Consider the following 26,939-nt stretch of genomic DNA (forward strand, 5'->3'; position numbering starts at 1 on the left):
TTGATTTAATTACTCTAATTCCGTGTTTCTTCCGTTTCCTTCCGTATTTGACCGATGCTATTCACCGCCCTATTATTTGATGGATATTTGATTTCAGGAGTCCATCAAGTGGCGAAGACGATCACGAATGCGAAGACTACCACAGCAAATGCACGCTCAAAATTGGCGGCTGGCGTTCATTGGCGCGAGGTCTCGAAAGGTGTGCACCTTGGATATCGCGTTGCAGCCGGTAAAGGCGGCACGTGGCTTGTGCGGTTCTATAAGGGTGCTGGCAAATATTCACAATCGGCAATTGGTGCGGCAGATGATAACGGCGTCAAGGCGGATGGTATAAATGTGTTTGATTATGACCAAGCCGCAAAGAAAGCCGTTGAAATCGTCAACGCAGCGAACGCCAGCGCCAAGGCCGAAGCGGATGGGCCACTGATCACAGTTGCGACAGCGGTTGAGGCGTATTGTGTCAGGCGCGATGAAACTACGCGGGCATTGAAAGGACGGCACGTCGCATCTTCTGATGCAAGGACTCGTTTGACGCGCGACGTGCTCAACAACCAGAAGCTGGCCGCAACGCCGTTTCATTCGCTCACCGACGATGATCTTAAATCATGGCAAACCGGCCTGCCCGCAACAATGAAGGCGACAACGATTAAGCGCCTACGGAACGATTTCAGGGCCGCACTCAATGAGACGGCCAAAGCGCACCGCAAACGCCTTCCTGCTGATATTTTTACAACGATTAAAAGTGGGATGGAACTTGTTAACTCGACTGTCGCTAGCGTTTCGAACGGCGATGGTCGCGATGGGCAAATTCTGCCGGTTGAGACGATTCGAAAGATCGTTGCAGCTGCAAAAGAAATCGACGCCGATTTCCATCGTTTGATTGTGGTCATGGCTGCGACAGGCGCACGATTTTCACAAGTAACACGGATGACAGTTGCGGACGTTGATACCGCCTCGCATACCCTCATGGTGCCAGAAGCACGCAAAGGCCGTGGTGGCTTGGGCAAGATCGGACGCACCGCCCGCCCTGTCGCTCCTGCCGTCATTGAAGTCTTGCAGCCGATTCTAGATCGGCCACGATCTACCGTACTGCTAGAGCGTGATAAGTATGAGCGTGTGAAGGGTCTTGATTGGCGCAAATGTGGACGGCAACCTTGGCACATGGCGTCCGATCTACAAGCCCAATGGGCAGACGTTCGCGAACGTGTCGGACTTGAGCCGCATGTCGTTCCTTATGCATTACGCCATTCGAGCATCACACATCAGATTCAACACCACTTGCCCGCCATGCTGGTTGCGAAGTTGCACGATACCTCTGTGAGCATGATTGAGAAAAATTACGCACAATACATCGTTGACGCTGCAACAGAAATCACACGAAGGGCAGTAATGCCGATTGAGTAAAGAAATTCGTTAACAAGCGATTCTTTAGTGTTTAAGCCGTCCGAAGCGTTCTATTTCTTTCCGTATCGACTTCAACCGGAAAGGAAACGAACGGTTAAACCGTAAACAAATTTGTTTACTGTTTGAGCCGTCCGAAGCGTTCTATTTCTTTCCGTATCGACTTAACCCGGAAAGGAAATAGACACGTGAAATCAATCAACCTCGCCTCCCTCAAGGATCGCCGCTCCTTGAGCATCAAAGAGTTCTGCGCTTTGCAGGGCATTGCCGTCTCGACCTTTTACAAATGGCGTGACGCCGGATTTGCACCGCGTACCATAAGCGTCATGGGGCGCGTGATGGTCACACAAGACGCAATGCGCGCATGGGAACTCGACCGTACCGAAGCAGCTTAAAATAGGTCAGCATTACTGACGTATCAAATACGCTTTTTGATCTCTAAAGTACAGTCAAGATTAACTTTAAACAGGACTTGAAATTCGCTGCGTGCGATGCGCGACAAAAGAAAAACGGCCCGGTTTGTAGCGGGCCGCTCAAGTCATTTCACAGTAGGATTTTCACAGTATGAAAACTATACATGCGAACGCGCATAGTCAAGCCGAATGCGACTATCTGGTAAAGGTCGTGCCCACCTTGCGCGTAATGACCACCATCCAGCCGAATTTTTGGATAGCGTCGGAACGGCAGAAGCGTCGTCGGGCCGCTAAGCTAGCAGCTAAGAGCCGCAAATAATGACCATGCATTTCCCAAATCCACCCGTACTTTCAGGGATGCCGGGCGTTGATCCGGCTGCAATCAGCGACGACATAGAGTCATTCCTGCGTGAATACATTGCGCCGTCCGACGCGATTCATTTGGTATCCATCGATCCGACCTTGCCCGATAGTCGCAAGGACAAGATTCGCGGGAAATGGTTCGGTGACAATTGGGAAGGTGCGGCACAATGGGCGTGCGAGCAAAATTCCAAGCCGCGCAATCTGTATGTAACTTTCAATATTCGTGCGCCCGGCGACAAGAAACCGGGTAAGGCCGATATAATCGGCATTCGCGGCTTTCATGCCGACATCGATCCGCCGAAGGGTCAGCCGCTAGACGCTTGGAACAAGCAAGCCGCCCTTATCGAATTGCAAATGATTGGGATGCCAAGCTTTGTGATCGATACCGGGCGCGGATTGCAGCCGATCTGGCTCGCATCCGAAGGCATTACGGATTTTGAAGCTGTCGAGTCTGTGAACAAGGCGATCGCGGCCCGCTTCAAGGGTGACAATGTTAGCAACGTTGACCGGCTTTGCCGCTTGCCGGGCACGGTCAATTGGGGATCGCCCGACAAGAACGCAGCGGGATATCAGCCGCGTGTTGCATCGCTCGCCATGCCTTTCGCCGGTCGCACCGTCACACTTGCGGAAATGACCGCGCAATTTGGTGTCCAGGCATCGACCGTCCCCGCTGTGATCACAACCGGCCCCGTCGCAACATGGTGCGGCCCGCAGGATGATGACGAGCTTATCCGCGTCATGTTGAACGAGAAGCCGGGAAGCACGCAGAAAGCCTTCGGTGACGCAGCGACGACGCGCGATCTATGGGATGGAAACGCCGCTATGTTGGCGAAGTCGTTTCCCGCTGACGGTGACGAACACTTCAACCATAGCGCGGCTGACGCTGCTCTTTGTCAGAAACTCGGATTCTACACCGGTAACGACGCCGTGCGCATGGAGCGCCTTTTCAACCGTTCAGCACTAGGGCAGCGCTCGAAATGGAAAGAGCGGTCCGACTACCGAGCGCTGACGATCAACAATGCGGTCCGGTTCATCCAAAGCAAGGGCGGCGCGGTTTACCGCAATGAGAAGTACGCACCGCAAGTCGCTTTGGACGGTGAAATCCTACCCCCTGTGCCCGCATCTGACGGTTTTATGAACTTGTCAGAACAGCCAACGCATTTCAGCGGTTGCGTATACGTTCGCTCCGAACATGCCGTGCTGATACCGACCGGTGAATTGTTGACGCCGGAACGGTTCAACGCGGCGTACGGCGGTTATTCGTTCGCGATGCAGGCTGATGGCGCAAGTCCTTCCAAAAAGGCGTTCGAGTGCTTTACAGAAAATCGAGCGATTCGGTTCCCTCAAGTTGCAACACTCGACTTCGATCCTGAACGCCCGTTCGGTGACATCCGAAACGATTCTGTGAATATCTGGATGCCGGTTGAACTTGGATCGTCCGAAGGCGGTGCGATCGATACGGTGCTGGAATTTTACGAGCATTTCATTCCCGATCCTGTTGAACGCGACCGACATTTCAAATGGATGGCCAATAAAATTGTACGGCCATGGGAGCGCGGTTGCGGTGTAATTTTCATTGCTGGCGATGATCACGGAACCGGGCGCGGCTTGCATTTCTCGATCATGGAATCGTTGATCGGTACGAAATATACGCGCGGCATCAAGTACCGGAGTCTTATCGGTGAGGGAGGGCAGGCCCAATTTCAGGATTGGAAATTCCGATCACTCTTTGTCTATGTGGAGGAAGCGCGCAACGTCGCCAAGTCGCAATCTGGAAAGATCGCAGAATACGAGGAACTGAAAGAAAACGTCGATCCGTCGAATTTTAAGGCCAAGGAAGTCGCTCGGAAGACGATGACCGCCGTTAATGCGCGCCCGTTCTACTCAGTAATTCTCGCATCGAACCACTCGGATGCGATCTGGTTGCACCCGGACGATAGGCGTTTCGACGTTCTGACAAACGGCCCTCGCCTGTCGTCGGAACTTTCCGAAGCAGTTGCAACATGGCTCAGAAATCCAGCCAACGTTTCTGCTTGGGCTGAGCACCTTCGATCCATCGATCTGACCGGCTACAATTCGTACGAGATACCCCCGACGACCGCCGCTAAGTTGGCGATGATCGACGGTGCCCGTTCGGAACTTGATCACGCAGTCAGCGCCGCAATCGAAGCGATACCGGGCGAACTGTTCATGTCGCATACGGTTTTGGCGGCGGTCGAGACAACCAACATTTGCGAGGGCTTGGAACTTGGTAGCGGGTGGCGTAATGCGGCGCGCAAGATGATTAAGCGTTACCCTGTAGTCATTGGCGGCGCTGATCGGCTTCGGATCACACTTCCACCACCAAACTTGGTTGGATTGCCGGGACTGATTGAACCAGACAAATCTTCTCGCCTCGTAACGGTTTTCGCGAAAACCAAAGAATTGTCGGCTAAATGGAAAGATCGCGACACGCGAGAATTACGAAAAGAACTTGGAATATAAGTCTCAGCAAGGGCGGCTTCGGTCGCCCTTTTTGTTTTTGGGTGAGACTTTTGAGACTTTTGGGTGAGACTTTTGGGCATTTGAAGTGAGACTTTTGAAATTATGTAATTTTATGTAATTTAAAACGGGTCTCTTTGTCTCTTCATTGTCTCTTTGTCAAAACAGACGTGAGACTTGCTCAAACCTTTGCACCGTAAGGGTTTGAGACCCAAAAGTCTCTTTGTCTCTTTAGATTCTTAGAAATTGATAGAGTATAAAAACAAGCCCATAGTAGAGAATCTCTCTACTATATAGCTGCTGGCGGCTGGGTATAGGGAAAGACTGTGAGACTTTGAGACACCCCCCCTGTGAGCACCAATCAAACGGCTCGCTATTTATAATTTTGTCAGCATTTATAATTTGTAGAAATTGACCGGTTTTGCGCCACCGTACGCGTACGAACTTTGAGCGTCTTTTCTCGCCTCCCCTGTGAAAATCCCCTATCTACCGCCTCACTAAGGCAAACTTATACAACGATACGGAATGATAAAGACCGTTTTGTATCAATATGTTAGGATATGGATCGGGGGTAGCCAGTCCCGGAATATTCGAATATCAATCGATTATGGTCCAAAAGTTACAAGATTTACCGGGCGTTCGCGAACCTATCGTTGCAGAGACGCCGCAACAGCGCAGCGCGGTCGTCAACGGGTCACGACTGTTTGCAGACAAGCTAGACGGTCGTACGGCCCTTGCGCGCCGCTATCGTGACCTTATCGCAGCGATCAGCACAGATATGGGTGGCGACCTGTCGCAAGCACAGCAACAGCTTGTCAGGCGTGCTGCGTCCTTGAGCGTTTGGTGCGAGGCTGTAGAAGCGCGTCTCGCGGCTGGCGAGGTTATCGACATCGCGCCATACACAACGGCATCCAACAGCCTCCGCAGGCTTCTACAGGATATCGGCTACAAACGGGCTGCACGGGACATAACGCCATCGTTCGATGATTACATCAGGAAGGGCGGCGCGTGATCAGTTACGCCGACGCCTGCCGCGATGATCATCTATTCGGCCCTTGGTTCAACGGCCCGACTTGGAACACATGGAGCGTGCTTGACCGTGCAATCTTCGGTGACCCCCTTACGCCTGAACAATTGGCAATCTTCACGGAACTAACTGGCCGCACCGAAGCACCGACCGCACCTTGTACGGAAGCTTGGTTGGTCATGGGCAGACGGTCAGGCAAAGATGTGAAGATTGCCAGCATCATCACATATCTGGCGACAATTGGAGCGGTGAAATACGGCTATCTCGACAAGCTCGTACGAGGCGAAACAGCCGTTGCGCAGCTATTCGCGATGGACCGGAAGCAGGCGAAAGTCTGTTTGTCGTACACCAAGGCATTCTTTGAACAGCCTATGCTAGAGAAGCTTGTTGCGCGTGACACGGCTGACGGCTTGGAACTCACCAACGGCATCACCATCGAAATCACCACCAACGATTATAAATCCGCGCGTGGCCGTTCGGTTGTTGCGGCTGTTCTGGATGAATGTGCATTCTACGCGTCGGAAAATACCGCCAATCCTGACGAGGAACTGTACAGGGCGATCAAGCCGTCAATGGCCACGATACCGAACGCCATGTTGTTCGGCATCAGCAGCCCGCACGCCCGCAAGGGGCTTCTCTGGCGTAAATACAAGGACAATTTCGGTAAGACCGGTTCGTCACTAATAGTCCAGGCACCGACATGGCGCATGAACCCGACCGTTCCGCGCGATGGGGATTTCCTTCGTGAGCGTGAGATTACCGATCCAGCGTCCTTTGTCGCTGAATTCGGAGCGCAATTCCGCACGGACGTGGAAAGCTACGTATCACTTGAGGCGGTTGAAGCCTGCGTTGAGGATGGCTGTTACGAGCGTCCACGAATCCCCGGCGTGACGTACTTCGGTGCAATCGATCCAGCCGGTGGCAGTGGTACAGATTCCATGACGGCAGCGGTCAGTCACCGTGAAGGTGAAACGGTCGTTATCGACGCCATACGCGAAATTAAGCCGCCCTTTTCGCCACAGGCAGCAACCAAGGAACTTGCCGATTTCTTCCGGTCGTACGGCTTGCAATCTACTACGGGTGATCGTTACGGCGGTGATTGGCCGCGCGAGCAGATGCGCCTCCACGGCATAGATTACAAACTATCGCCTGCCGTTCGGACGGACCTTTATGTGACCATGCTGCCAGCGATCAATTCGGGGCGTGTGTCGTTGCTCGATAACAAGAAAATGGTCACGCAGCTTGTCGCGCTCGAACGTAAGAACAAGGGTGGCGGCAAGCTTACCATCGATCACCCGCAAGGCCCGAATAGTCACGATGACGTTGCGAACGTTGTAGCGCTCGCAACGTATTTGGCGCTCAAGCAACAAACACGGCAATTCAACCTCAGCGGTCCGCTTGTACTCACGAAGAACGACTATTGACGATGCCGAATTGCGACGATACTCATAAATTATGAGTAAAGAAATTAACACACTACAGAATGAGTTGGACGCACTTGACCGATTCCATATGGAAAATCGTCGCAAGATTGCAGAACAACTTGAAGCCGAGCAAGATAAAGCGCGCGTTGCTAACGAAAAGCTTGCAAATGAAGCGAAATTTGAGCGGCGTCAACACGCTGCCGAACATGCGGTGGAGTTGCTTAAGGTCAGCGCCGAGATTGATAATTGCGCCGCGCGCTTGTTCAAGCTGTTGCAGACACGTCGAGATTACAGCCGTGAAATTCGTGTAATTGATCCTGAGGCAGCCCGTGAATTTGGAAATACTGCCGAGCATTATCGTGCCATCAACGGTGCGCTGAACTATGCCGGTATCGGTAATTTCTGCGACATCAAGCGTGACAGCGAACGAAAGCTTTTCGATCATGACAATCAATATTTCGGAAAGCTTGCAGGCGAGTTCAAGCCGCTGGATTTGAACAAGTTGCATAACAAGAACAAGGGCCGCGCAGCATGACACCTGTAACGATTTGCAAGACTGACCGCAGCTTGGGTCTGATTATCGGATGGGCGCTTGTGTCCACCATCGCCGGTAAGCCGTACTTTGATCGGCAGGGCGATCATGTGCCCGATGATCAGGCTACGAAGGCGTTTGCCCGCTTCATGGAAGGCGATCGAATCCTCAAGTTGAATCATACCGGTTCCGTCAAGGGCCGGGTAATCTTCTGCTTCCCCCTCTCAGCGGACATTGCCCGATCAGTCGGTATTCAGACGCAGCAGACCGGTGTGCTCATTGGTGTGAAGCCTGACGATCCGGCGATTTTGGACATGTTTGACGCCGGACGTATCGGAGGCTTTTCAATCGGCGGACGCGGCACGAAAACGGAGACGGTGCACTAATGAATATCATCACGAACCTTGAGATTGACGAACTGTCCGTGGTCGTTGACGGCCAGCCCGCAATGGCCGGGGCGCTGGCTACGATTGCTAAATCCGCAACGCCCGAACCTGTCTCACCTACCAAGACGACGCCCGAAGGCGAACGCGCACTTGCAAACATCCTCGCAATACTCACGGAAAAGGAATCCCCGAAAATGACCGATCATACTGTTGAAATCGAAAAGCTTGCCGCCACGAACGGCACGAGCTTTGAATCCGCCTTCGTCTCCTACGTCTCCGCAAATCCGGGCGTCTATGACGAAATGAACGCCGCCAAACCTGTCGCAAAGGCCGCAACGCCTGCACCTGCGTTTTCGTCCAGCGAGTTTGACCGATGGTTCGAAAAAGAAATCAACGCGCGCGTCGAAAAATGGAACGAGAGCCGCGTTCAGGCTGTTGCGAAGATTCAGGATACCCACGAATTCCAGCAACGCTACGGCCAAAATGAGCTTTTGAAGGCACAGGAAGCGGCAAAGCGCGTCTAATAAGTAGTTGGTGCGTGGTCCTGACATCCACGCACCACAAGCGTCTGGCGGGGTTCCTTAGGCCCATCAGCGGCAGACGCTTACGGCCCGGCCTGTGCCCATCCCACGCAGGCCGGGCCGCTCCCTTCAACCCGATGAGTTATGCAAATGGCAGGCATCCGCGACGACTACCGCCTCACCGACAAGCAGCGCGCCACCCTGATTCAGATGGCGCGCGATGGATACGAATTCGCGGAAATCGCGGAACGTTTCGGGGTTCACGATGAGTTCGTAAAAGAAATCATCCAGTCGGCCCGCAAGGCAGCGCCTAAGCGCACAGACTGGTCGAAGGCGTGGCACGCATACGTTAGCTAATCGCCTTTGGATGCGTTGAGGGCTGACCATCAAAGGCAGTGCTCTTCGAACAGCCTTTGTGTGCGATCAGATGCTCGAAATGAGCACGCATCCCGTCCTTGCTATGGCTATGCGCCCTAACCGCTCCATGACATTCCGGGCAACGCTTCGTGCGGTCGGGATGAAGCATGCGCAAAGCATCTTCGATTGATACCGCAACCCATTCGCCACGGGCTTTCACTTCACAAATTTCTGAATTGATCGCCATGGTCAAACGCCCCAATGACTAGCAGTCGATGGCCGTGCCGCTGCGTCCATCTATCACCCTTCCGCAGCCTCGATCACTGCCAGCGCCGCCAATCATCACTTTCCCGATAACCGGGATGGCAATCACACACACAAACAAGACTACCGTGCAAATCAACGATGCGCGCCACGCACGGTCTTTGAACGATAGCCACGCGAGCCTTGCGGCGTGATAGCCGATCCAGCCGATGACTAGGATTAAGACAGCGCCGACAATATCGAGCATCAGTAGCCTGTGACTACACGTTAAACTTTATCTTCCATCGCGAGTACCAAGGTATCGAACTCAGGAACGGTAATCCCTTGAGATTTCTTTGCCGCGCAAAGCTTTTTCCATGACGCAGACGGACGTGGCCCCAATGCCGGAATGCATTCAACAATGATTTCACTTGTACTGCCAACGTTGTCCGCCATGGGTGACTTTAAGGTCCACCACACATTCTTGACGATCATATCTGCCCCGAATCCGTCATGATCGCCCGGACGCTGGATCGAGATGTAACTTCCGGTCGTTGGAATGGACGGAACATTGAATTCTTCCGTCCATTCACGTTCATGACCCTCGAACGCGCGAAGTATCAAAGTTATTTTCATCCTAGCCCCCATGTGAGAATCACATGCAGCCTAGCGGCCCGTTGCGCCCTTCCGCAATGTTCCGTATTTTTCCGATCCGTTGTGGCCTAATATATTTTACGGATATTTGATTTTCGATCTGAAGTTCCTACAACATATTGAAAATCAAATATAAAATATTAGTCCAATGCGCCTTTCAGGGGCGGTAGATAACAGGAACATCCTGCACTTGCGAGGGGAATAACGGATTGAAACGCCCGGATTTCATGGCGCTGGCGCTTGCAGAGGCCGAAGCTGCGGCAAAGCGCGGCGAAGTGCCGGTCGGCGCAGTGGTAGCCGATGGCAATAGCGTGGTTGCCAAAGCCGGCAATCGCACCCGCGAACTCAACGACCCGACCGCCCATGCCGAAATGCTGGCGATTCGCGAAGCTTCGCAAATGCTCGCCGCTGAACGCCTGAACGATCTCGATCTTTACGTGACGCTGGAGCCTTGCGCCATGTGCGCAGGCGCCATTTCATTTGCCCGAATCCGCCGCCTCTATTTCGGGGCCGGCGACGAAAAAGGCGGTGCGGTGGTCAACGGCGTGCGTTTCTTCGCCTCGCCGACCTGCCATCATGTGCCGGAGGTCTATCCCGGCATAGCCGAGACAAGCGCCTCGGCGATCCTCAAGGATTTCTTTCAGGCCCGCCGCGAACCCTGACGATTTGTCAGGACGCCCTTACCATGGCAGAACGTCGCGCCAGCTGTTGCCGGTCTTCTTCGTCGCCTGAGCCTTCAGGCGCCGTTCTTTCTTGACCTCGTCCTCGCCAACATCTCCGACTGGCGCTGTTGCAGACGGCTCGCGATAGGTCAGCGGCGGTTCGCTGAGGAACTTACGCGTCGTCGGGCTGCCCTGCTTGGTTTCGGCAAGGCGCTGGTTGAAGGCTGCACGCTGTTCGGCCTGCTTGCCAACCTTCTCGACGCCCGAATCCATGGTGCGCTCGGTCACGCCCGGCCGAGAAACCGACGACGACGATGGGGCACCGAGATCACCCAGGATCTGTGGACGCCAGCCGGGCGTATCGCGGTTTTCCGTCGCTTCAGCGCGCAGCCGCGTACGCTTCTGCTCAGGCGATTCCGGCCACTGGCTGGCATCGGCGTTGACGATGCTTTCCTGCGGTGCGGGAAGATTCAGCTTTTCGCCCGGCTTGGGCTTAACCAGATCGGGCCGCGGCTTGTATTCGATGTCGCCACGATTTTTCGGCGCCATGGAAAGGATACCGGTGACGTCGCCGACGAGCTGTTCGGTCGAGGTCTTGTCGGTGCCGTAAGTAGGGCCGCTCATGCAACCCGAAACCGCGAGGCTGGAAGCCACGAGCGGCGCAAACACCATCCAGCGCGCACGCGTCATTTCAGTCAGGCCAGAAAATTTCACTGCAAACCGCCTCTCGCTCTATATCGGACCGCAATCCGGATATTTCCCGCAACCCTCATCCGATGGGAATCCGGCGAGATTTTGTCGCCCGGAGCCCCGCGCTTGTAACCCAAGCGGCAGGCAAGGGCAACGACCACCGCCGCGCCCTCCCCCGCATGTACTCTAAATACGCCCTAAAGCTTTCAATTCATGAAGAGCTTTGGCGTCGCGCGCCGACACTTCCGGGAACTCCGGGTCCGAACCGACGTCATCCGTATAGCGCCAGGAACGCGCGCATTTGCGCAGGCCCTTGTCGTCGGCCTTTTCCACGACAACCGCCACGCCCGGCACTTCGCGCAGCACAAAGACGTCTGCGGGTGTACCCTGATGCGAAACCGTCAGATCGCTGGTGATGCTGATCTCGGCCATGTCGATGCCCGACAATGCGGCCTCAAGTGCTGCATCATTCATGTGAACGACCGGCACGGCTTCCAGCGACGAACCGATGGTCTTCTTGGCCCGTTCGAGTTCCAGCGCACCGGTAACGACGCTGCGCACCTGGCGGATTTTTTTCCACTTTTCGGCCAGCGCATCGTTCTTCCAGTCCGCCGGTACGGCCGGGAACTGTTCGAGATGCACCGATTCGGACGATGGATAGCGCTCGAGCCACGCCTCTTCGGTGGTGAAGGGCAGCATCGGCGCCAACCACGTCACCAGATGGTCGAACAGATGGCGCACCACCTGCACGGCCGCCTTGCGCTTGATGCTCGATGGCGCTTCGCAATAGAGCGCGTCCTTGCGGATATCGAAATAGAAGGCGGAAAGCTCCACCACCATGAAATCGATCAGCGCGCGCGTGACACGCTTGAACTCGAAGGCGTCGTAGCCGGCGCGCACCAGTTCATCGAGTTCGGCCAGCCGGTGCAGCATCAGCTGCTCCAGCTCCGGCATCTCTTTCACCGGCACCACGTCGCCCTCGTCATGGGCCAGCGTGCCTAGCATCCAGCGGATGGTATTTCTGAGCTTGCGATAGGCGTCGATATTGGTCTGCAGCACGTTCTTGCCGAGGCGCTGGTCTTCCCAATAGTCGGTCGTCACCACCCACAGGCGCAGGATATCGGCGCCCGATTGCTTGATGACGTCCTGCGGCACCACCGTGTTGCCGAGCGACTTCGACATCTTGCGGCCTTCCTCATCCATGGTGAAGCCATGGGTGACGACGGTGTTGTAAGGCGCACGGCCGCGCGTGCCGCAGCTTTCCAGCAGCGACGAATGGAACCAGCCGCGATGCTGGTCCGAACCTTCGAGATAGACATCGGCCGGCCATTTCATGTCCGGGCGGTCTTCCAGCGTAAAGGTGTGGCTGGAGCCCGAATCGAACCAGACATCGAGGATGTCCATGACCTGCACCCACGGCTCGTTGGCGCGGGAGCCGAGGAAACGCTCGCGCGCACCTTCCGCGAACCAGGCGTCGGCACCTTCAGCCTCGAAGGCATCGACGATGCGCTGGTTGACGGCCTCGTCCACGAGCACGGTGCCGTCGGCATCGGCGAAGACGGCGATCGGCACGCCCCAGGCGCGCTGGCGCGACAGCACCCAGTCCGGGCGCTCCTCGATCATCGAGCGCAGGCGCGTCTGGCCGGCGCCGGGCACGAAGCGGGTATCGTCGATGGCCTGCAATGCGCGCGAGCGCAGCGTCGTGCCGTCGCCCAGCTCCTTGTCCATATAGACGAACCATTGCGGCGTGTTGCGGAAGATGATCGGCTTCTTCGAACGCCACGAATGCGGATAGCTGTGCTTCAGGCGGCCACGGGCGAACAGCGCGTTGCGCTTGATCAGTTCGTCGATGACGGCCTTGTTGGCGTCGCCCTTCTTGCCATTGTCGTCGATGACGCGCGCAGGCCCGCCCTCGCGATCCGGACCGAAGCCGGGCGCGTCCTTGGTGTAGAAGCCGGCATCGTCGACCGGGAACGGCAGGCGGGTATCGATGCCGCGCTTTTCCAGTTCGGCGAGAGCACCCATCCAGGCGTCAAAATCCTCGCGGCCATGGCTGGGGGCTGTGTGCACGAAACCTGTGCCGGCATCGTCGGTGACATGGTCGCCGGCGAGCATGGGGACAGGAAACTCGTAGCCGCCGCCGAGCCCCTTAAAGGGGTGTGAGAGAGTTAACGGAAACAACTCACTCGGGGCTATATCGCGGACGAGTCGAAAGCTTACCTTTGCTTTTACAGCTGAATCTTCAGCCAGCGCATTTGCAAAGATCAATTTTTCACCGGGCTGCGGCCCGAAATCATTCTCCGCTGCTATGACTTCATAGAGTCCATAGCTAACGCGAGGCGAGTAGTTAACCGCGCGATTGCCGGGGATGGTCCATGGGGTCGTCGTCCAGATGACAACATGTGCATCCATCAAATCCGAGATATCGGCATGTGTTTCGCCATGGGCTGAACGCACCGGGAACTTTACCCAGATCGTATCGCTCTCATAGTCCTGATACTCGACCTCGGCCTCGGCCAGCGCCGTGCGCTCGACCACGCTCCACATCACCGGCTTGGAGCCGCGATAGAGCTGGCCGGATGCGGCAAACTTCAACAGCTCGCCGGCGATCCGCGCTTCCGCGTGATAGCTCATCGTCAAATAGGGATTCTTGAAATCGCCGATGACGCCGAGCCGCTGGAACTCGTCGCCCTGCACCTTGATCCATTTTTCGGCATAGGCGCGGCATTCCTGGCGGAACTCGATCATCGCCTTCGGCTCTGAAAGATCAGGCTTGGCCTTCCCCTTGGCGCGATAGTTTTCCTCCTCGATCTTCCATTCGATCGGCAGGCCGTGGCAGTCCCAGCCCGGAACGTAGTTCGAATCGAAGCCGCGCATCTGGAACGAGCGGGTGATGACGTCCTTCAGCACTTTGTTCAGCGCATGGCCGATATGGATGTTGCCGTTGGCGTAGGGCGGGCCGTCATGCAGCACGAACTTTTCGCGGCCGGCCGCACTTTCGCGCAGGCGCTTGTAGAGGTCCATCTTCTGCCAGCGCGCGACGGCGATCGGCTCCTTCTCCGGCAGGCCGGCGCGCATCGGAAATTCCGTCTGCGGCAAATAAAGGGTTTTGGAGTAATCGAGTTTCTCGGACGTATCGGTCATTGTCTTGCCATCGGGTTGCCCGGCGAAAAGCGCCTCGGCGTTCAATTGTCATTTAATGGAAAATGCGCGGGAAAGCGCGCAGGCAAAAAGTCCCGGACTTTCAGGCAGCCTCAAGCCACCCGGAAAGCCGGGCCCGTAATTCGTATAGCAATCGCGAAGACGGGCGCGAGACATCTCATGGCGCGCTTTTAGCGGAGAGAACCGCGAGAATAAAGCGGATAAATGCGCAAACGCTACATCTGGAAGTCGAAGCGATACGTCGCCGAGACGCCGAACATCAACTGGTCGCGCGAGCCGCGCTCTTTCACGAGGCTCGAATCCGCCGCCGGTCCCTTGAGCCGCGAATATTCGCTGAACAGGGTGGCCGTGATCTTGTCGGTGGCTTTCCAGTTCACCGCGCCACCGACGCCGACGGATTTCAAGCCGCTGCCGGGATCGTACTGGCTCAAGCCCGATGCTGCGGATTCCGAGGCCGAGACGCCATAGTAGGCGTCGAAATATTTGGCCGTGGCAAAGGTCGCGCGCGGTCCGCCGGAAATGCGTATGGTCGGCGTGACGTCATAGAAGGCGTCGGCGGAAATATCGGCGACGATGCCATTGTACGCCCTTATGCCATGGCGCACCTCGCCGCGCATGCGCATCCAGTCGATCGGATAAATCTCGAAGAAGCCGCCGACCTCGCCACCCCAGCGCACCGGGTCGAGGCCTTTGAGGTCATCTATGTCGTTGTCGCGCGCAAACAGGAACTTCCCGGTCAGGCCCGCGCGCACGGGACCATCGTCGAGCAGTGACATCGAGATGTTGTCGTTGCGCGAGACGAACCGCGCGGGAGCGCCGGCCTTGCCGAGCGAGATGATCGGCGAGGCGGTGAATATGCGGCTGCTCGAGCCTTCGAAACGCGGTGCCGCGATGCCCGATGCACCGACGGTCAGATACCAGTCGCCGTGAACCCAGTCGAAGAAGCCGCCTTCGGCCGCAGCGCTCTGCGAGAGCCCCAGCAACACGGCAACCGAACAACCAACCGACTTCCGACTGAAAGACGTCATCAACAGCCCCACTCACGCACACACACAACCAATCGTTGCCACAAGCTTGTGCGGGGTTTGCGTAAAATTTGATTTAATTTCGCAAGGTTGCCTCAACCGGGCGCAAAGCGCTTCCGCTGGACGACTCATGTGGGTGGCGCTACTTTAATCATGGCGGGATTGTGGCAACGTTTATCCAAGCATGGAGATGACGGCGATGACCTTACCTTCAGAAATGCCCGAAGTCCTGAAAGACGCCATCGGCGATGCGCGTTCGAAATGGGGCTGGTTCGTAGCGCTCGGTGTGTTGCTGCTGATCTTCGGCGGCATTGCGTTCGGCAATCTTTTCATCGCCACCGTGGCCTCGGTCTATGTCGTCGGCTCGCTGATGCTGATGGCCGGCGTCATCGAGATCGCGCATGCTTTCGGCGTGAAAAGCTGGGGCAACTTCTTCTGGTGGCTGGGCAGCGGCCTGCTCTATGCGATCGCCGGCTTCCTCGCCTTCTACAATCCGCTGCTGGCGTCTGCCGTGCTGACCTTCCTGCTTGCGGTCAGCCTCGTTGCCTCCGGCATCTTGCGGCTATGGCTGGGCTTCAAGAGCAAGCCGGCCGCAGGCTGGGGCTGGCTCGTCGCAGCAGGTGTGGTCACGGCACTTGCCGGCCTCATCATCGCGCTCGGCTGGCCGGTCAACAGCCTGTGGGTGCTCGGCATGTTCCTGGCGATCGACCTGATCTTTCAGGGCTGGACTTTTATCGCGTTTGGCCTGGCGCTGCGGAAATAATCCCGTCCGCCATCGCCGGCATAACCTCCGCCGCGTCATCCCGGCCGACCGAGCGAAGCGAGGGAAAGAGCCAGGACCCATTCCGGAATTTCAACGTCGCGGAATGGGTCCCGGATAGCCTTCGCTACGCTACGGCTTCCGGGATGACGATTGGCGTGCATCAGAACGCGATTGCACTGTCCAGTTCGGAAAGCGGCTTGACGCCCGAGAGAAGCGCGCGCGCCTCTTCTTCGTCGCGCTTCATCTGCACGACAAGCGCGTCGAGCCCGTCGAACTTCACTTCGCCGCGCAGGTAGCCGAACAGCGAGACGCGGCAGACCTGCCCATAAAGGTCGCCGGAGAAGTCGAACAGGAAGGTTTCGAGCAGCGGCGCGCCATTGTCGGCCACGGTCGGACGGCGGCCAAAGCTGGCAACGCCGTCATGCAGCGTGCCGTCGGCGCGGCGGAACCGCACCGCGTAGATGCCGTGCTTCAGCGCCGTGCTTTCCGGCAGCGCCATATTGGCGGTGGGGAAGCCAAGCGTGCGGCCGAGCTGCTTGCCATGCGTCACCTCGGCCTCGACGGTATAGCGGTAGCCGAGCAGGCCTGCCGCCTCCGCCGGCTCGCCTTCCGACAGCAGTCCGCGAATGCGGCTGGACGACACGATTTCGGTGCCCTCGTCGCGAAATGCATCGACCAGCGTGACGCCAAAGCCATGGCGCTCGCCGGCCTCCATCAGGAAGGCCGGGCCGCCGCGCCTGCTTTTCCCGAAATGGAAATCGAAGCCGGTCACGACATGGCTGATGCCGAGATTGGTTTCGAGTATCTGCGTCACGAACTCTTCGGCACTCAATTCGGCGAAGTCTCGGGTAAACCCCTGTTCCACGACTGCTGCAAAGCCGAGTTCGGCCAGAAGCCGGGCCTTCATCGGCGCGGGCGTCAGGACGAACAGCGGCGTGTTTGGCTGGAACACCGTGCGAGGATGCGGCTCGAAGGTCAGCACCAGTGCGGGCACGCCACGGCGGCGCGCCTCGTCCAGCGCGCGTTCCAGAACCGCCTGATGGCCGCGATGCACGCCGTCGAAATTGCCGATCGCCACCACGCCGCCGCGCAGCCGTTCGGGCAGCATTTCGGTGCCGGTTATGCGCTGAAACGATTGCATCATGGTCGTCTATCTACCGGAGCCGGGGGATCACCGCCACCGGGCGATGCCCGTGCTTTTCGAGAAAGGCCGACAGGCGCTCCAGATCGGGATTAAGCGGGTCGCCATAGTCGCGGGCGTGGATGCCGCCGGAAACATAGAGCACGTCGAGGCCGTTATCGGCAGCACCCTTGATGTCGGTCAGCATGCCGTCGCCAATGCCGAGCGTTTCCTCGCGGGAAACATCGCGGCCAAGCACCTCGGCGGCAGCCTTCAGGGCCACGTCGTAGATCGGCTTGTGCGGCTTGCCGGAGATCAGCGTGCGGCCACCAAGCTGGGCATAGTCGCGCGCCAGCGCGCCGGCGCACCAGATCAGCCTTTCGCCGCGCTCCACGACGATGTCGGGATTGGCGCAGATGAACGGCAGGTTGCGCGAGCGAAAACGCCGCAGCATGTCGGCATAGTCTTCCGGCGTCTCGACCTCGTCGTCGAACAGGCCGGTGCAGACCACGGCATCCGCCTCGAATTCCTCGACCAGTTCGCAGTCGATGCCGTCATAGATCGGCATGTCGCGGTCTGCGCCAAGATGGAAGAGCTTGCGCGGCGCCTCGCGGATCAGGTCGCGCGTCACGTCACCTGAGGTGACGACGCGGTCCCAGGCGCTTTGCGGCACGCCGATCGCGGCAAGCTGCTCCTCGACGCCGTCATGGGGGCGCGGCGAATTGGTGATCAGCACCACCGCCAGCCCCTTTTCACGCGCCCGCGTCAGCGCGGCAGCGGCTTCCGGAAAGGCATCCTCGCCATTGTGGAGCACGCCCCAGACATCGCACAGGATCGCGCCATAGCGGCCGGTGACGGCATCCAGCGATCCGATCGTTTCGGGCGAACCCGTCATGGTTTTTCCTTCACTATCCGCTGTCGTGGAGTTGCCATGGATGAATGATCCGGGCGCATGGGAATTAACCGAACCTCTTCACCGTGTCACCAGCTTTCGCTTAACAGAATGCCCGCATCGTGAGAAAATGGTCGCTGCATCAGGACGCGGGGTCGGATGTGTTTGCGTACGGGAGAGCCGCGAAGGCGGGTTTTCCGAAAGGGTTTTGTGATGCAGCGTGGTTTGTCGTTCCTCGTTGCCGCCGCGGTTGTCTGCGGGGGCTTTTATTTTCTGTTGAGCGGCCTGGTCGCCGGCGGCATGCCGGAAGCCCAGGTGGTGTTGATGACGGCCGCTGCCGCATTGGTGCTGGCGCTTTGCGGCGCGATCTTTGGTCTGCTCGCCTACCTTCGATCCGGCAGCGCCTCCACCGAGATCACCCGGCTCGCTCTGTCGGTCGACGCTGCGATCCGTGAACTGTCCTCGCGCGAAAAGCCGGACGTGGCTAGCACTGTCAAACGGGCTGCCAGCGTTTCGCGCAAGGTCGAAGCCATGCCGGCGGCCGCGCGGATCGAGCCAATCCAGCAACCGGCACCGGCGGCACCAAGCGCCACCATCATCACACACCCTGCCCTGCTGCGCTCGGTTCAGGACGACAAGCCGGCCGAGGCCACAGACGATGCAACGGCAGCGATCCGCCATGCCCTGAGCGCGGGCAGGATCGAGCTCAGCCTGCAACCCATCATCTCGATCGCGCGCGGCGAAGCCGCCGGCTTCGACGTCTTCGCCCATTTGCCTCGGCACGGCGATCAGCCGCTCGAACTGCGCCGTCCGGAAAATCCCTCCACTGGCTTGCCGTTGGCCGCCTTCGAGCGCCTGCTGGTTTCGTCTTCCGTCCAGACCGCGATACGCCACCTTGGCGAGGCAAGCGAAGCCACGCCGCTCCATGTGGCGATTTCGGAGGCGTTGCTGGAGGACGGCGCTGAGCTGGCCACGGTGCTGACCCTGTTTTCGCAGCATGCCGACGATGTGCGCTCGATCGTGCTGTCGATCCCGGCTGCGGTGGTGGAGGGAGACAACAATCATGCGCAAGCGCTCGGGCTGCTTACGCAGAGCGGCGTTCGAATTGCAGTCGAGGGCTGGTCGGGAAGTGCCGAAAGCTTTGAGCAAAGTGCCCGGGGCAAGATCGCTTTCATCAAGCTGTCGGCCAGCGAACTGCTCGATCCAGTGAATTTTCAAAAGATCGAGGCGCTTCGGGAGCAGGCCAGTGCGAGCGGCGTTTCCGTCATCGCGACGGAAGTGGCGCTCGATGACGATGCCGTCGGCCTTATCGATCTCGGCATCGTGCTGATGACCGGCCCGCGCTTTTCGGGACCGCGCCGCATCAAGGGTAGTACCGCAGCCCACCCGACGCGTTCTGCCCACCTTTAACACCAGCATTTCTGGCGCAATCCCTTCGCGCGGTAGGACCTTGCGGCAATCTCTGGTCCATCTTAAGAGCGTGCAAGTTCGCGTGACTGGCGCAGTGGATGGATCACCATCGGGAAGCGCGGACCAAGATCGCCGCGCGCCTGGGCATTGGTTGTCGAACCCGAGGTGCTATTCCTATGCCCGAATTTTCCAATCTCGCGACGTTCGCCCTCCTCGCGCTCGGCATGGTGCTGACGCCCGGTCCGAACATGATCTACCTGATCTCGCGCTCGTTAAGCCAGGGGCCGGTTGCGGGGTTGATCTCGCTTGGCGGCGTGGCGCTCGGTTTTGTCTTCTACATTCTCTGCGCCGCCTTCGGCATCACCGCACTGGTGCTGGCGGTGCCCTATGCCTATGACGCGCTGCGCTTTGCCGGCGCGCTCTATCTGCTGTGGCTGGCATGGCAGGCTCTTAAACCGGGCGGACGCTCGCCCTTCCAGGTGCGCGAAATGCCCAAGGACAGCCCGCGCAAGCTGTTCATGATGGGATTGATGACCAACCTGCTCAATCCGAAAGTGGCGGTGCTTTATCTCTCGCTGCTGCCGCAATTCATCGATCCGAAGGCCGGCAGCGTCTTCACGCAGCTTCTGGTGCTGGGTGGTGTGCAGATAAGCATCAGCGTGACGATCAATTCCATCATCGCCATCATGGCAGGCTCGATCGCCACTTTCCTGGCAGGCCGTCCGCTGTGGGTGGTCATCCAGCGCTGGATGATGGGAACGGTGCTCGCTGCGCTGGCGCTCAAGATGGCGACCGAAGCGCAGCGGTAACGCTGCGCTTCACTATCAAACAATCTCAGTCCATGTGGGCGGCAGCCGGAGCCCCGCCTGCCGGTGCTATCTTCGGCTTACGCAGGAGAAACACCAGCGGGATCGCACAGAGCGAGACGATCATCATCAGTTTGAAATCGTCGATATAGGAAATCATCGCCGCCTGCTGGTTGACCATGCCATCTATCTGCGACAGCAAGGTCGGATTGCCGGCGGCCGCCCCCGGAGAAATCGCCTGGAGGTTCTGGTTGAACGGCGTGATGTTGGCCGAAAGCTCCGAATGATTGACCTGGATGTTGCGGGTCAGCACCACCGTCACGGCTGAGATACCGATCGAGGAACCGAGGTTGCGGACGAGGCTGAACAATGCCGTCGCGTCCGTGCGGAAGCGCGGATCGAGCGTTGCGAAAGCAACCGTCGACAGCGGCACGAACACCAGCCCGAGGCCGAGGCCCTGTATGACGCCGGATTCGATGATCAGATAGTTGTCCATCTGCGGCGTGAAGCCGGACATGGTGTAAAGCGACTGCGCAACCAGCAGCAGCCCGGTGACGACCAGAATCCGTGCATCGACGATCCGCACCAGCCGGCCGACGAGAATCATGGAAATCATCGTGCCGACACCGCGAGGCGCCATCACAAGTCCCGTCGTCACCGTCGGATAGCCGAAGATATTCGACAGCATCGGCGGGAGCAGCGCCATCGAGGCCAGCAGGATCACGCCGACGATGAAGATGAAGACCAGGCCGGTCGCGAAATTGCGGTCGGCGAATATCTTGGCATCGATGAAGGTATCCCTGCCGGTGGCCAGGTGGATGATGAACACCCAGAAGCCAACCAGCGACAGTCCGAGCTCGATCCATATCTCGACCGCCGAGAACCAGTCGACCTCGGCACCCCGGTCAAGCATGAGCTGCAAGGCACCGACGCCGAGCGAAAGCATCGCGAACCCAAAGAAATCGAAGCCGCGCAGACGCTTGGCAATGGCCGGCAGATAGGCCGCCGAGCCGAGGAAAGCGATGATGCCGACCGGCAGGTTGATGAAGAACACCCAGCGCCAGTTGAAGCTGTCGGTCAGCCAGCCGCCAAGCGTCGGACCGATGATCGGGCCGACCATGATGCCGGCACCCCACAGAGCCATGGCCTGGCCGTGGCGTTCCTTGGGGTTGATGTCGAGGAGGAAGGTCTGCGACAGCGGCACGATGGCGGCGCCGAAAATGCCCTGCATCACACGGAACAGCACCATGCTCTCCAGGCTCCAGGCGATGCCGCAGAGCATGGACGAAATGGTGAAACCGACAACCGCGGCGAGGAACAGTTCCTTGCGGCCGATGCGGTCAGCGACCCAGCCGGTCACCGGCGTCATGATGGCGGCGGCGACGATATAGGACGTGAGCACCCAGTTGATCGTGTCGGCCGAAGCGCCGAGATCGCCGGTCATCGACGGCAACGCAACGTTAGCGATGGTGGTGTCGAGCACCTGCATCACCGTCGCCAGCATGATCGACACCGTAATCAGCCCGCGATGCGGGACTTCGGTGTGGGATGTCGCACTCATTGGACGTGGACCTGAATGTCACGCGTCCGCCAGAGAGCGGACGCGGAGAATGTGGTTATGGTGGCGGCTGTCCGCCTTGATACTTACTGTGCCTTGCCGTCAGCGGCATGAGCGGTCGGCAGCAGGCCGGCAAAGCCGCGGCTGACGCCGGTGTCGACAGAAACCGAGGCGCTCATGCCGGTGCGAAGCGCAATGTCGAGGCCGTCGGTGTTCACCTTCATCCGCACGGGAATGCGCTGCGTGACCTTGACCCAGTTGCCGGTGGCGTTCTGTGCCGGCAACAGCGAGAATTCGGCGCCGGTACCCGCGCCGATCGCCTCAACGGTCGCCTTCAGCGGGCGGCCCGGATAGGTGTCGAGCGTGATGTCGGCTTCCTGGCCCGGCTTCATGTTGGTCAGCTGGGTTTCCTTGAAGTTCGCGTCGACCCAGGTGTCGCCCGTTTCGACCAGGCTGAACAGCGCCGTGCCAGCACCAACGAACTGGCCGAGCTTGAAGGAAGACGCCTGCGAAACCACACCGTCGGCCGGAGCGCGAACCGTGGTCTGGGCCAGCGAATAGGCAGCCTGATCGCGAGCGGCGATTGCTGAAAGCACAGTCGGATGCTTGTCGGTCTGGATATCCGGATCTCCGCCGAGCGCTGCGCGCGCGCTGGCTATGCCCTGAACGGCGGCTGCATGCTCGTCCTGCGCCTTGGTCAAGTCGCGCCGCGCTTCGTCCAGAGAGGACTTCGCATTGATGCCCTTCTTGGCAAGATCGGCGGCACGGTCGAACTGCGACTGCAGGAAGACGATATCGTTTGCCGTCACACGTTCCTGCGACAGGGCCTGGCTATAGGAGGCGCGAAGCCGCTCGACGTCGAGGCGGGCGGCAGCAAGGGCTGCGTCGGCCTGTGCGAGCTTTATCTTGTAGGGTTCCGGATCGACCACGAACAGGACATCACCGGCCTTGACCAGCGCATTGTCCGTTACATCGACATTGACGATGCGGCCGGCGATCTCGGAAGCGATCGTCACCTTGGCCTGGCGCAGATTGGCGTTCTCGGTGTCCTGATAACGGCCACCGGTGACCCAGACGTAGCCGCCACCGACGACAAGCGCCAGCGGCAGAGCCGCCATCAGGAAAAAGCGGCCAGAACGGCGCTTCTTGCGAGCCGGCGCGGGCGCCGGCTCGACGTTCAGGGTCTGGGGAATGGTTACGGGCGGGGTCAGCTTTTCGGCTTCGATCTCCGTCACTTCTTCTTTGTCTTTGACTTTAGACACGGCGTTCATGCTGCTGCACCCTTTGGCATAGTCTCGAACGACCCTTCGTCGTCCGAGAGATTACTTACAACCGTCGTCAGGCCGTGGATCAGGGTCTGGCGTTCTTCCTGTGACAGGCCCTCAAGGGCCTGCTCGAAAACTTCACCGGCAACACTCTTGACCGCCCCGAAAGCCTCGCGGCTCTTTTCGGTCGGGAAGATCATGCGCACGCGCCGGTCGGTGGCGTGCTGACGGCGTTCTATCCAGCCGCCCTCTTCCATGCGGTCGATCAACCGCGAAACGCTGATTGGCTCGATTTCGAGCAGTTCAGCCAGCCGCGCCTGGGTCACGCCCTCGCTCTTCACCACTCTGACGAGCAGACGCCATTGCGCGGACGAGAGGCCGAGACCCCTGCCAAGCGTCTCAAAACGCTTGCGCATCAGCCTTGCTGCATCGTGGATGAGAAATCCGAGTTTTTCAGTGCCATCTAATTCCATGAGCGGCATATATAATGAGCATGCTCATGGTTCAAGATGGCAAACCACCTTGCTCGCAAATTTGTGATGCAGTGCACAATGATCCTGACATACTGCTGTCAAGATGCGGCCGCCTTGGCTTGACTCGACCTCATTCGCCCATACGCTGCCATCGAAATTCGGCATTTGGAGGGGATGTCATGAGGAAGGCGCTGGCGCTCACGCTGATGTGCATGGCCGCCGGGCTGTTCTTCACCGTCGCTTCGGCCTTGGCTGCCCAGCGCACCGTCTATCTGACCTTCGACGATGGACCCCTGCCCGGCACGGAAACGATCCTGCAGGTGCTGGCGGACGAAGCGATCCCCGCCACCCTGTTCATGGTCGGATCGCATGCCGAGCTCACGCCCGAGCGCGGCGCGCTTGTCGCCAAGGCAAAGTCGCTGCCGCTGGTGACGGTCGGCAACCACAGCTACAGCCACGCCAACAACCACTACCGGCATTTCTATTCCAACACCGACCAGGTGCTCGAAGATCTGGCGCGTGCCGACACGGTTTTGGGCCTGAAGGGTCCGCCGGTCTATGCCCGCCTGCCCGGCCGCGACGTTTTTCGGCTGCCGAATATTTCACGCAACGACATCGCCATCCGGTCGGACGAGGAAGACCGGGAGATGGTGAGCTTCGAATTTGTCGCGGCCTATGGCTACTATCTCTATGGCTGGGACCATGAATGGGTGCATTATGATGACGGCAAGCCGGTGCAGAGCGTCACCAGTCTCGTCAGCGAGATCGACCACCTGTTCGGCTATGGCCGCTTGGTGAAGAAGAACAAGCTGGTGCTTCTGATGCACGACCAGATGTTCCAGGATGTCTTTCAAGGCGACAGCAACCTGCGAACCCTGATCCGGCTGCTGCGCCAGCGCGGCTATGCCTTCGGCGACATCAAGACCTATGACGACGACTGAGCCGGTTCACTTTCGGCGAAGGAGCCTTCGACCATGAGAGTGCCATATCCGCGAGCGACAGATGGAAACCTGATCTGCTTTTCAGAGGAGGGTTGAAGGGCAATAACGGCGACATTTGCTTAACCACCCTGATCTATTGGCATGAGGTTCCAGCGGTGCGCCGGCGACCAAAGCAAATTTTTGCCGCATCTGCCCTTCTCAACTCCTTGACTCCAAAACCACGCGGGCCTATCTCACCGGCACGTTAGCACTCACCCAAGATGAGTGCTAACTACAGTCCGGTGAGCCGGACGGAGGACTAGTTTCAACATCCGCACCAAGGATATTCAAAATGGCAAAGTCGAAATTCCGGCCGCTGCATGACCGAGTGGTCGTTCGCCGCGTCGAATCCGAAGCAAAGACCGCCGGCGGGATCATCATCCCCGATACGGCCAAGGAAAAGCCGCAGGAAGGCGAAATCGTCGCCGTCGGTTCGGGCGCTCGCGACGAAGCTGGCAAGCTGGTTCCGCTGGACGTCAAGGCTGGCGACCGCGTGCTGTTCGGCAAGTGGTCCGGCACCGAAGTGAAGCTCAATGGCGAAGACCTTCTGATCATGAAGGAATCCGACATCATGGGCATCATCGGCTGATTTCCCGGTAACCGCACCATCCACTCAGAATTAGGGCTGAAGGCCCAGGAGCACAAAAATGGCTGCTAAAGAAGTAAAATTCTCCCGTGATGCCCGCGAGCGTATGCTGCGCGGCGTCAACATCCTCGCCGACGCGGTGAAGGTCACGCTCGGCCCCAAGGGCCGCAACGTCGTCATCGACAAGTCGTTCGGCGCACCGCGCATCACCAAGGACGGCGTCACCGTCGCCAAGGAAATCGAACTTGAAGACAAGTTCGAGAACATGGGCGCCCAGATGGTCCGCGAAGTTGCTTCGAAGACCAACGACATCGCCGGCGACGGCACCACGACCGCAACGGTTCTGGCCCAGTCGATCGTTCAGGAAGGCCACAAGGCCGTTGCCGCCGGCATGAACCCGATGGACCTGAAGCGCGGCATCGATCTGGCCGTGGCTGAAGTCGTCACCCACCTCGTCAAGTCGTCGAAGAAGATCAAGACCTCGGAAGAAGTAGCCCAGGTCGGCACCATCTCGGCTAACGGCGAGACGGAAATCGGCTCGATGATCGCCGAAGCCATGCAGAAGGTCGGCAACGAGGGTGTCATCACCGTCGAGGAAGCCAAGACCGCCGAGACCGAACTCGAAGTCGTCGAAGGCATGCAGTTCGACCGCGGCTATCTCTCGCCCTACTTCGTCACCAACCCGGACAAGATGGTTGCCGAGCTGGAAGACGCCTACATCCTTCTCCACGAGAAGAAGCTCTCTAACCTCCAGGCCATGCTGCCGGTTCTCGAAGCCGTCGTGCAGACCTCCAAGCCGCTCGTCATCATCTCGGAAGACGTCGAAGGCGAGGCTCTGGCCACGCTCGTCGTCAACAAGCTGCGTGGCGGCCTGAAGATCGCTGCCGTCAAGGCTCCGGGCTTCGGTGATCGCCGCAAGGCCATGCTGGAAGACATCGCCATCCTCACGGGCGGCCAGGTCATCTCCGAAGACCTCGGCATCAAGCTCGAAAACGTCGGCCTGAACATGCTCGGCCGCGCCAAGAAGGTGTCGATCTCCAAGGAAAACACCACGATCGTCGACGGTGCCGGCAAGAAGGCCGAGATCCAGGGCCGCGTTGCCCAGATCAAGCAGCAGATCGAGGAAACCACCTCGGACTACGACAAGGAGAAGCTGCAGGAACGTCTCGCCAAGCTGGCAGGCGGCGTTGCCGTCATCCGCGTCGGCGGTGCGACCGAAGTGGAAGTGAAGGAAAAGAAGGACCGCGTCGACGACGCGCTGAACGCAACGCGTGCAGCCGTTGAAGAAGGCATCGTTCCCGGCGGTGGCGTAGCCCTGCTGCGCGCTTCGCTCGCCATCAAGGCTACCGGCGTCAACGCCGATCAGCAGGCTGGCATCAACATCGTCCGTCGCGCTCTGCAGGCTCCGGCCCGCCAGATCGCCACGAACGCCGGTGCTGAAGCTTCGATCGTTGCTGGCAAGATCCTTGACAACAAGGGCGCGACCTTCGGCTACAACGCCCAGACCGGCGAATATGGCGACATGATCGCCATGGGTATCGTCGATCCGGTCAAGGTCGTTCGTACGGCTCTGCAGGACGCTGCCTCGGTTGCCGGCCTCCTGGTCACCACCGAAGCCATGATCGCCGAAGCTCCGAAGAAGGACTCCGCCGGCGGCATGCCGGGCGGTATGCCTGGCGGCGGCATGGGCGGCATGGGCGGCATGGACTTCTAATCCAGTTTCTCAGGCAACATCTACGGAAAGG

General features: G+C 58.5%; 26 protein-coding genes and 1 riboswitch. Of the genes, 15 read left to right on the forward strand and 11 right to left on the reverse strand.

Features of this window, described 5'->3' with window-relative positions:
* Positions 1-108 precede the first annotated feature (108 nt).
* The 8 genes from WBQ96_RS03500 to WBQ96_RS03535 all read left to right on the forward strand — a co-directional run bounded on the left by WBQ96_RS03500 (position 109) and on the right by WBQ96_RS03535 (position 8,905).
* Positions 109-1,404: a tyrosine-type recombinase/integrase gene (locus tag WBQ96_RS03500; protein ID WP_336547445.1), complete on the forward strand. Its 1,296-nt coding sequence runs from the start codon at positions 109-111 to the stop codon at positions 1,402-1,404.
* Positions 1,405-1,589: 185 nt separating this feature from the next.
* The gene (locus WBQ96_RS03505; protein ID WP_336547448.1) at positions 1,590-1,796 is read left to right on the forward strand and encodes a helix-turn-helix transcriptional regulator; all 207 of its coding nucleotides are present in this window, start codon (positions 1,590-1,592) and stop codon (positions 1,794-1,796) included.
* Positions 1,797-2,132: 336 nt separating this feature from the next.
* Positions 2,133-4,661, forward strand: a complete 2,529-nt coding sequence (locus WBQ96_RS03510; RefSeq protein ID WP_336547450.1) for a phage NrS-1 polymerase family protein — start codon at positions 2,133-2,135, stop codon at positions 4,659-4,661.
* 1,005 nt (positions 4,662-5,666) lie between these two features.
* Entirely contained in the window at positions 5,667-7,109 is a 1,443-nt protein-coding gene (locus WBQ96_RS03515) for a hypothetical protein (RefSeq protein ID WP_336547452.1), read from the forward strand.
* Between the two features lie 31 nt (positions 7,110-7,140).
* Positions 7,141-7,644, forward strand: coding sequence for a hypothetical protein (locus WBQ96_RS03520; RefSeq protein ID WP_336547454.1), 504 nt, complete (start codon positions 7,141-7,143; stop codon positions 7,642-7,644).
* A gap of 59 nt (positions 7,645-7,703) precedes the next feature.
* Positions 7,704-8,027, forward strand: coding sequence for a hypothetical protein (locus tag WBQ96_RS03525; protein WP_442920792.1), 324 nt, complete (start codon positions 7,704-7,706; stop codon positions 8,025-8,027).
* A 62-nt stretch (positions 8,028-8,089) separates the two neighbouring features.
* A complete protein-coding gene (locus tag WBQ96_RS03530; protein ID WP_336547459.1) occupies positions 8,090-8,551 on the forward strand; it encodes a hypothetical protein in 462 nt (153 codons plus the stop codon).
* A gap of 147 nt (positions 8,552-8,698) precedes the next feature.
* Positions 8,699-8,905: a hypothetical protein gene (locus WBQ96_RS03535; protein WP_336547461.1), complete on the forward strand. Its 207-nt coding sequence runs from the start codon at positions 8,699-8,701 to the stop codon at positions 8,903-8,905.
* Here the strand turns inward: WBQ96_RS03535 and WBQ96_RS03540 are convergent.
* The 3 genes from WBQ96_RS03540 to WBQ96_RS03550 are packed head-to-tail and all read right to left on the reverse strand — an operon-like array spanning position 8,898 to position 9,784.
* Positions 8,898-9,152, reverse strand: a complete 255-nt coding sequence (locus WBQ96_RS03540; RefSeq protein WP_336547463.1) for a hypothetical protein — start codon at positions 9,150-9,152, stop codon at positions 8,898-8,900. The two genes, WBQ96_RS03535 and WBQ96_RS03540, sit on opposite strands and share 8 nt — an antisense overlap.
* A gap of 18 nt (positions 9,153-9,170) precedes the next feature.
* A complete protein-coding gene (locus tag WBQ96_RS03545; protein WP_336547465.1) occupies positions 9,171-9,416 on the reverse strand; it encodes a hypothetical protein in 246 nt (81 codons plus the stop codon).
* Between the two features lie 20 nt (positions 9,417-9,436).
* Entirely contained in the window at positions 9,437-9,784 is a 348-nt protein-coding gene (locus tag WBQ96_RS03550; protein ID WP_336547467.1) for a hypothetical protein, read from the reverse strand.
* 227 nt (positions 9,785-10,011) lie between these two features.
* Between WBQ96_RS03550 and WBQ96_RS03555 the strand changes: the two genes are divergently transcribed.
* Entirely contained in the window at positions 10,012-10,464 is a 453-nt protein-coding gene (locus tag WBQ96_RS03555; RefSeq protein ID WP_336547469.1) for a nucleoside deaminase, read from the forward strand.
* Positions 10,465-10,482: 18 nt separating this feature from the next.
* On the opposite strand, the gene WBQ96_RS03560 is transcribed toward WBQ96_RS03555, so the two are convergent.
* The 3 genes from WBQ96_RS03560 to WBQ96_RS03570 all read right to left on the reverse strand — a co-directional run bounded on the left by WBQ96_RS03560 (position 10,483) and on the right by WBQ96_RS03570 (position 15,344).
* Positions 10,483-11,178, reverse strand: a complete 696-nt coding sequence (locus tag WBQ96_RS03560; protein WP_312857899.1) for a hypothetical protein — start codon at positions 11,176-11,178, stop codon at positions 10,483-10,485.
* 162 nt (positions 11,179-11,340) lie between these two features.
* The gene (gene ileS / locus WBQ96_RS03565; RefSeq protein WP_336547472.1) at positions 11,341-14,298 is read right to left on the reverse strand and encodes an isoleucine--tRNA ligase; all 2,958 of its coding nucleotides are present in this window, start codon (positions 14,296-14,298) and stop codon (positions 11,341-11,343) included.
* A gap of 233 nt (positions 14,299-14,531) precedes the next feature.
* Positions 14,532-15,344 carry a MipA/OmpV family protein gene (locus tag WBQ96_RS03570; protein WP_336547474.1) on the reverse strand — a complete coding sequence of 271 codons (813 nt, stop codon included), beginning with the start codon at positions 15,342-15,344 and terminating at the stop codon, positions 14,532-14,534.
* Positions 15,345-15,558: 214 nt separating this feature from the next.
* Between WBQ96_RS03570 and WBQ96_RS03575 the strand changes: the two genes are divergently transcribed.
* Positions 15,559-16,104 carry an HdeD family acid-resistance protein gene (locus tag WBQ96_RS03575; RefSeq protein WP_376767732.1) on the forward strand — a complete coding sequence of 182 codons (546 nt, stop codon included), beginning with the start codon at positions 15,559-15,561 and terminating at the stop codon, positions 16,102-16,104.
* Positions 16,105-16,264: 160 nt separating this feature from the next.
* Here the strand turns inward: WBQ96_RS03575 and WBQ96_RS03580 are convergent, their stop codons facing one another.
* A complete protein-coding gene (locus tag WBQ96_RS03580) occupies positions 16,265-17,245 on the reverse strand; it encodes a bifunctional riboflavin kinase/FAD synthetase (protein ID WP_336548174.1) in 981 nt (326 codons plus the stop codon).
* 13 nt (positions 17,246-17,258) lie between these two features.
* The gene (locus WBQ96_RS03585) at positions 17,259-18,119 is read right to left on the reverse strand and encodes a TIGR01459 family HAD-type hydrolase (RefSeq protein ID WP_336547477.1); all 861 of its coding nucleotides are present in this window, start codon (positions 18,117-18,119) and stop codon (positions 17,259-17,261) included.
* Between the two features lie 210 nt (positions 18,120-18,329).
* Here WBQ96_RS03585 and WBQ96_RS03590 point away from each other — a divergent pair, with 210 nt between their 5' ends.
* Together WBQ96_RS03590 and WBQ96_RS03595 are read left to right on the forward strand one after the other, a co-directional pair.
* Positions 18,330-19,526: an EAL domain-containing protein gene (locus tag WBQ96_RS03590; protein ID WP_336547479.1), complete on the forward strand. Its 1,197-nt coding sequence runs from the start codon at positions 18,330-18,332 to the stop codon at positions 19,524-19,526.
* A 72-nt stretch (positions 19,527-19,598) separates the two neighbouring features.
* Positions 19,599-19,679, forward strand: a riboswitch (ZMP/ZTP riboswitch).
* Between the two features lie 23 nt (positions 19,680-19,702).
* Positions 19,703-20,335: a LysE family translocator gene (locus WBQ96_RS03595; RefSeq protein WP_336547481.1), complete on the forward strand. Its 633-nt coding sequence runs from the start codon at positions 19,703-19,705 to the stop codon at positions 20,333-20,335.
* 25 nt (positions 20,336-20,360) lie between these two features.
* Here WBQ96_RS03595 and WBQ96_RS03600 read toward each other — a convergent pair whose 3' ends face one another.
* The 3 genes from WBQ96_RS03600 to WBQ96_RS03610 form a co-directional block, all read right to left on the reverse strand.
* Positions 20,361-21,893, reverse strand: coding sequence for a DHA2 family efflux MFS transporter permease subunit (locus WBQ96_RS03600; protein WP_336547483.1), 1,533 nt, complete (start codon positions 21,891-21,893; stop codon positions 20,361-20,363).
* An 83-nt stretch (positions 21,894-21,976) separates the two neighbouring features.
* Positions 21,977-23,161, reverse strand: a complete 1,185-nt coding sequence (locus WBQ96_RS03605; RefSeq protein WP_336547485.1) for an HlyD family secretion protein — start codon at positions 23,159-23,161, stop codon at positions 21,977-21,979.
* Entirely contained in the window at positions 23,158-23,628 is a 471-nt protein-coding gene (locus tag WBQ96_RS03610) for a MarR family winged helix-turn-helix transcriptional regulator (protein WP_336548176.1), read from the reverse strand. The genes WBQ96_RS03605 and WBQ96_RS03610 overlap by 4 nt, the downstream gene beginning before the upstream one ends.
* 179 nt (positions 23,629-23,807) lie before the next feature.
* Between WBQ96_RS03610 and WBQ96_RS03615 the strand changes: the two genes are divergently transcribed.
* The 3 genes from WBQ96_RS03615 to groL all read left to right on the forward strand — a co-directional run bounded on the left by WBQ96_RS03615 (position 23,808) and on the right by groL (position 26,908).
* Positions 23,808-24,569, forward strand: a complete 762-nt coding sequence (locus WBQ96_RS03615; protein WP_336547487.1) for a polysaccharide deacetylase family protein — start codon at positions 23,808-23,810, stop codon at positions 24,567-24,569.
* Between the two features lie 331 nt (positions 24,570-24,900).
* Positions 24,901-25,197, forward strand: a complete 297-nt coding sequence (gene groES / locus WBQ96_RS03620) for a co-chaperone GroES (protein WP_056100728.1) — start codon at positions 24,901-24,903, stop codon at positions 25,195-25,197.
* A gap of 58 nt (positions 25,198-25,255) precedes the next feature.
* Entirely contained in the window at positions 25,256-26,908 is a 1,653-nt protein-coding gene (groL, locus tag WBQ96_RS03625; protein WP_336547491.1) for a chaperonin GroEL, read from the forward strand.
* Positions 26,909-26,939: the final 31 nt, after the last annotated feature.

It is taken from the genome of Mesorhizobium sp. CCNWLY176 (genome assembly GCF_037153935.1).
In the GTDB taxonomy this organism is placed as follows: Bacteria; Pseudomonadota; Alphaproteobacteria; order Rhizobiales; family Rhizobiaceae; genus Mesorhizobium_M; species Mesorhizobium_M zhangyense.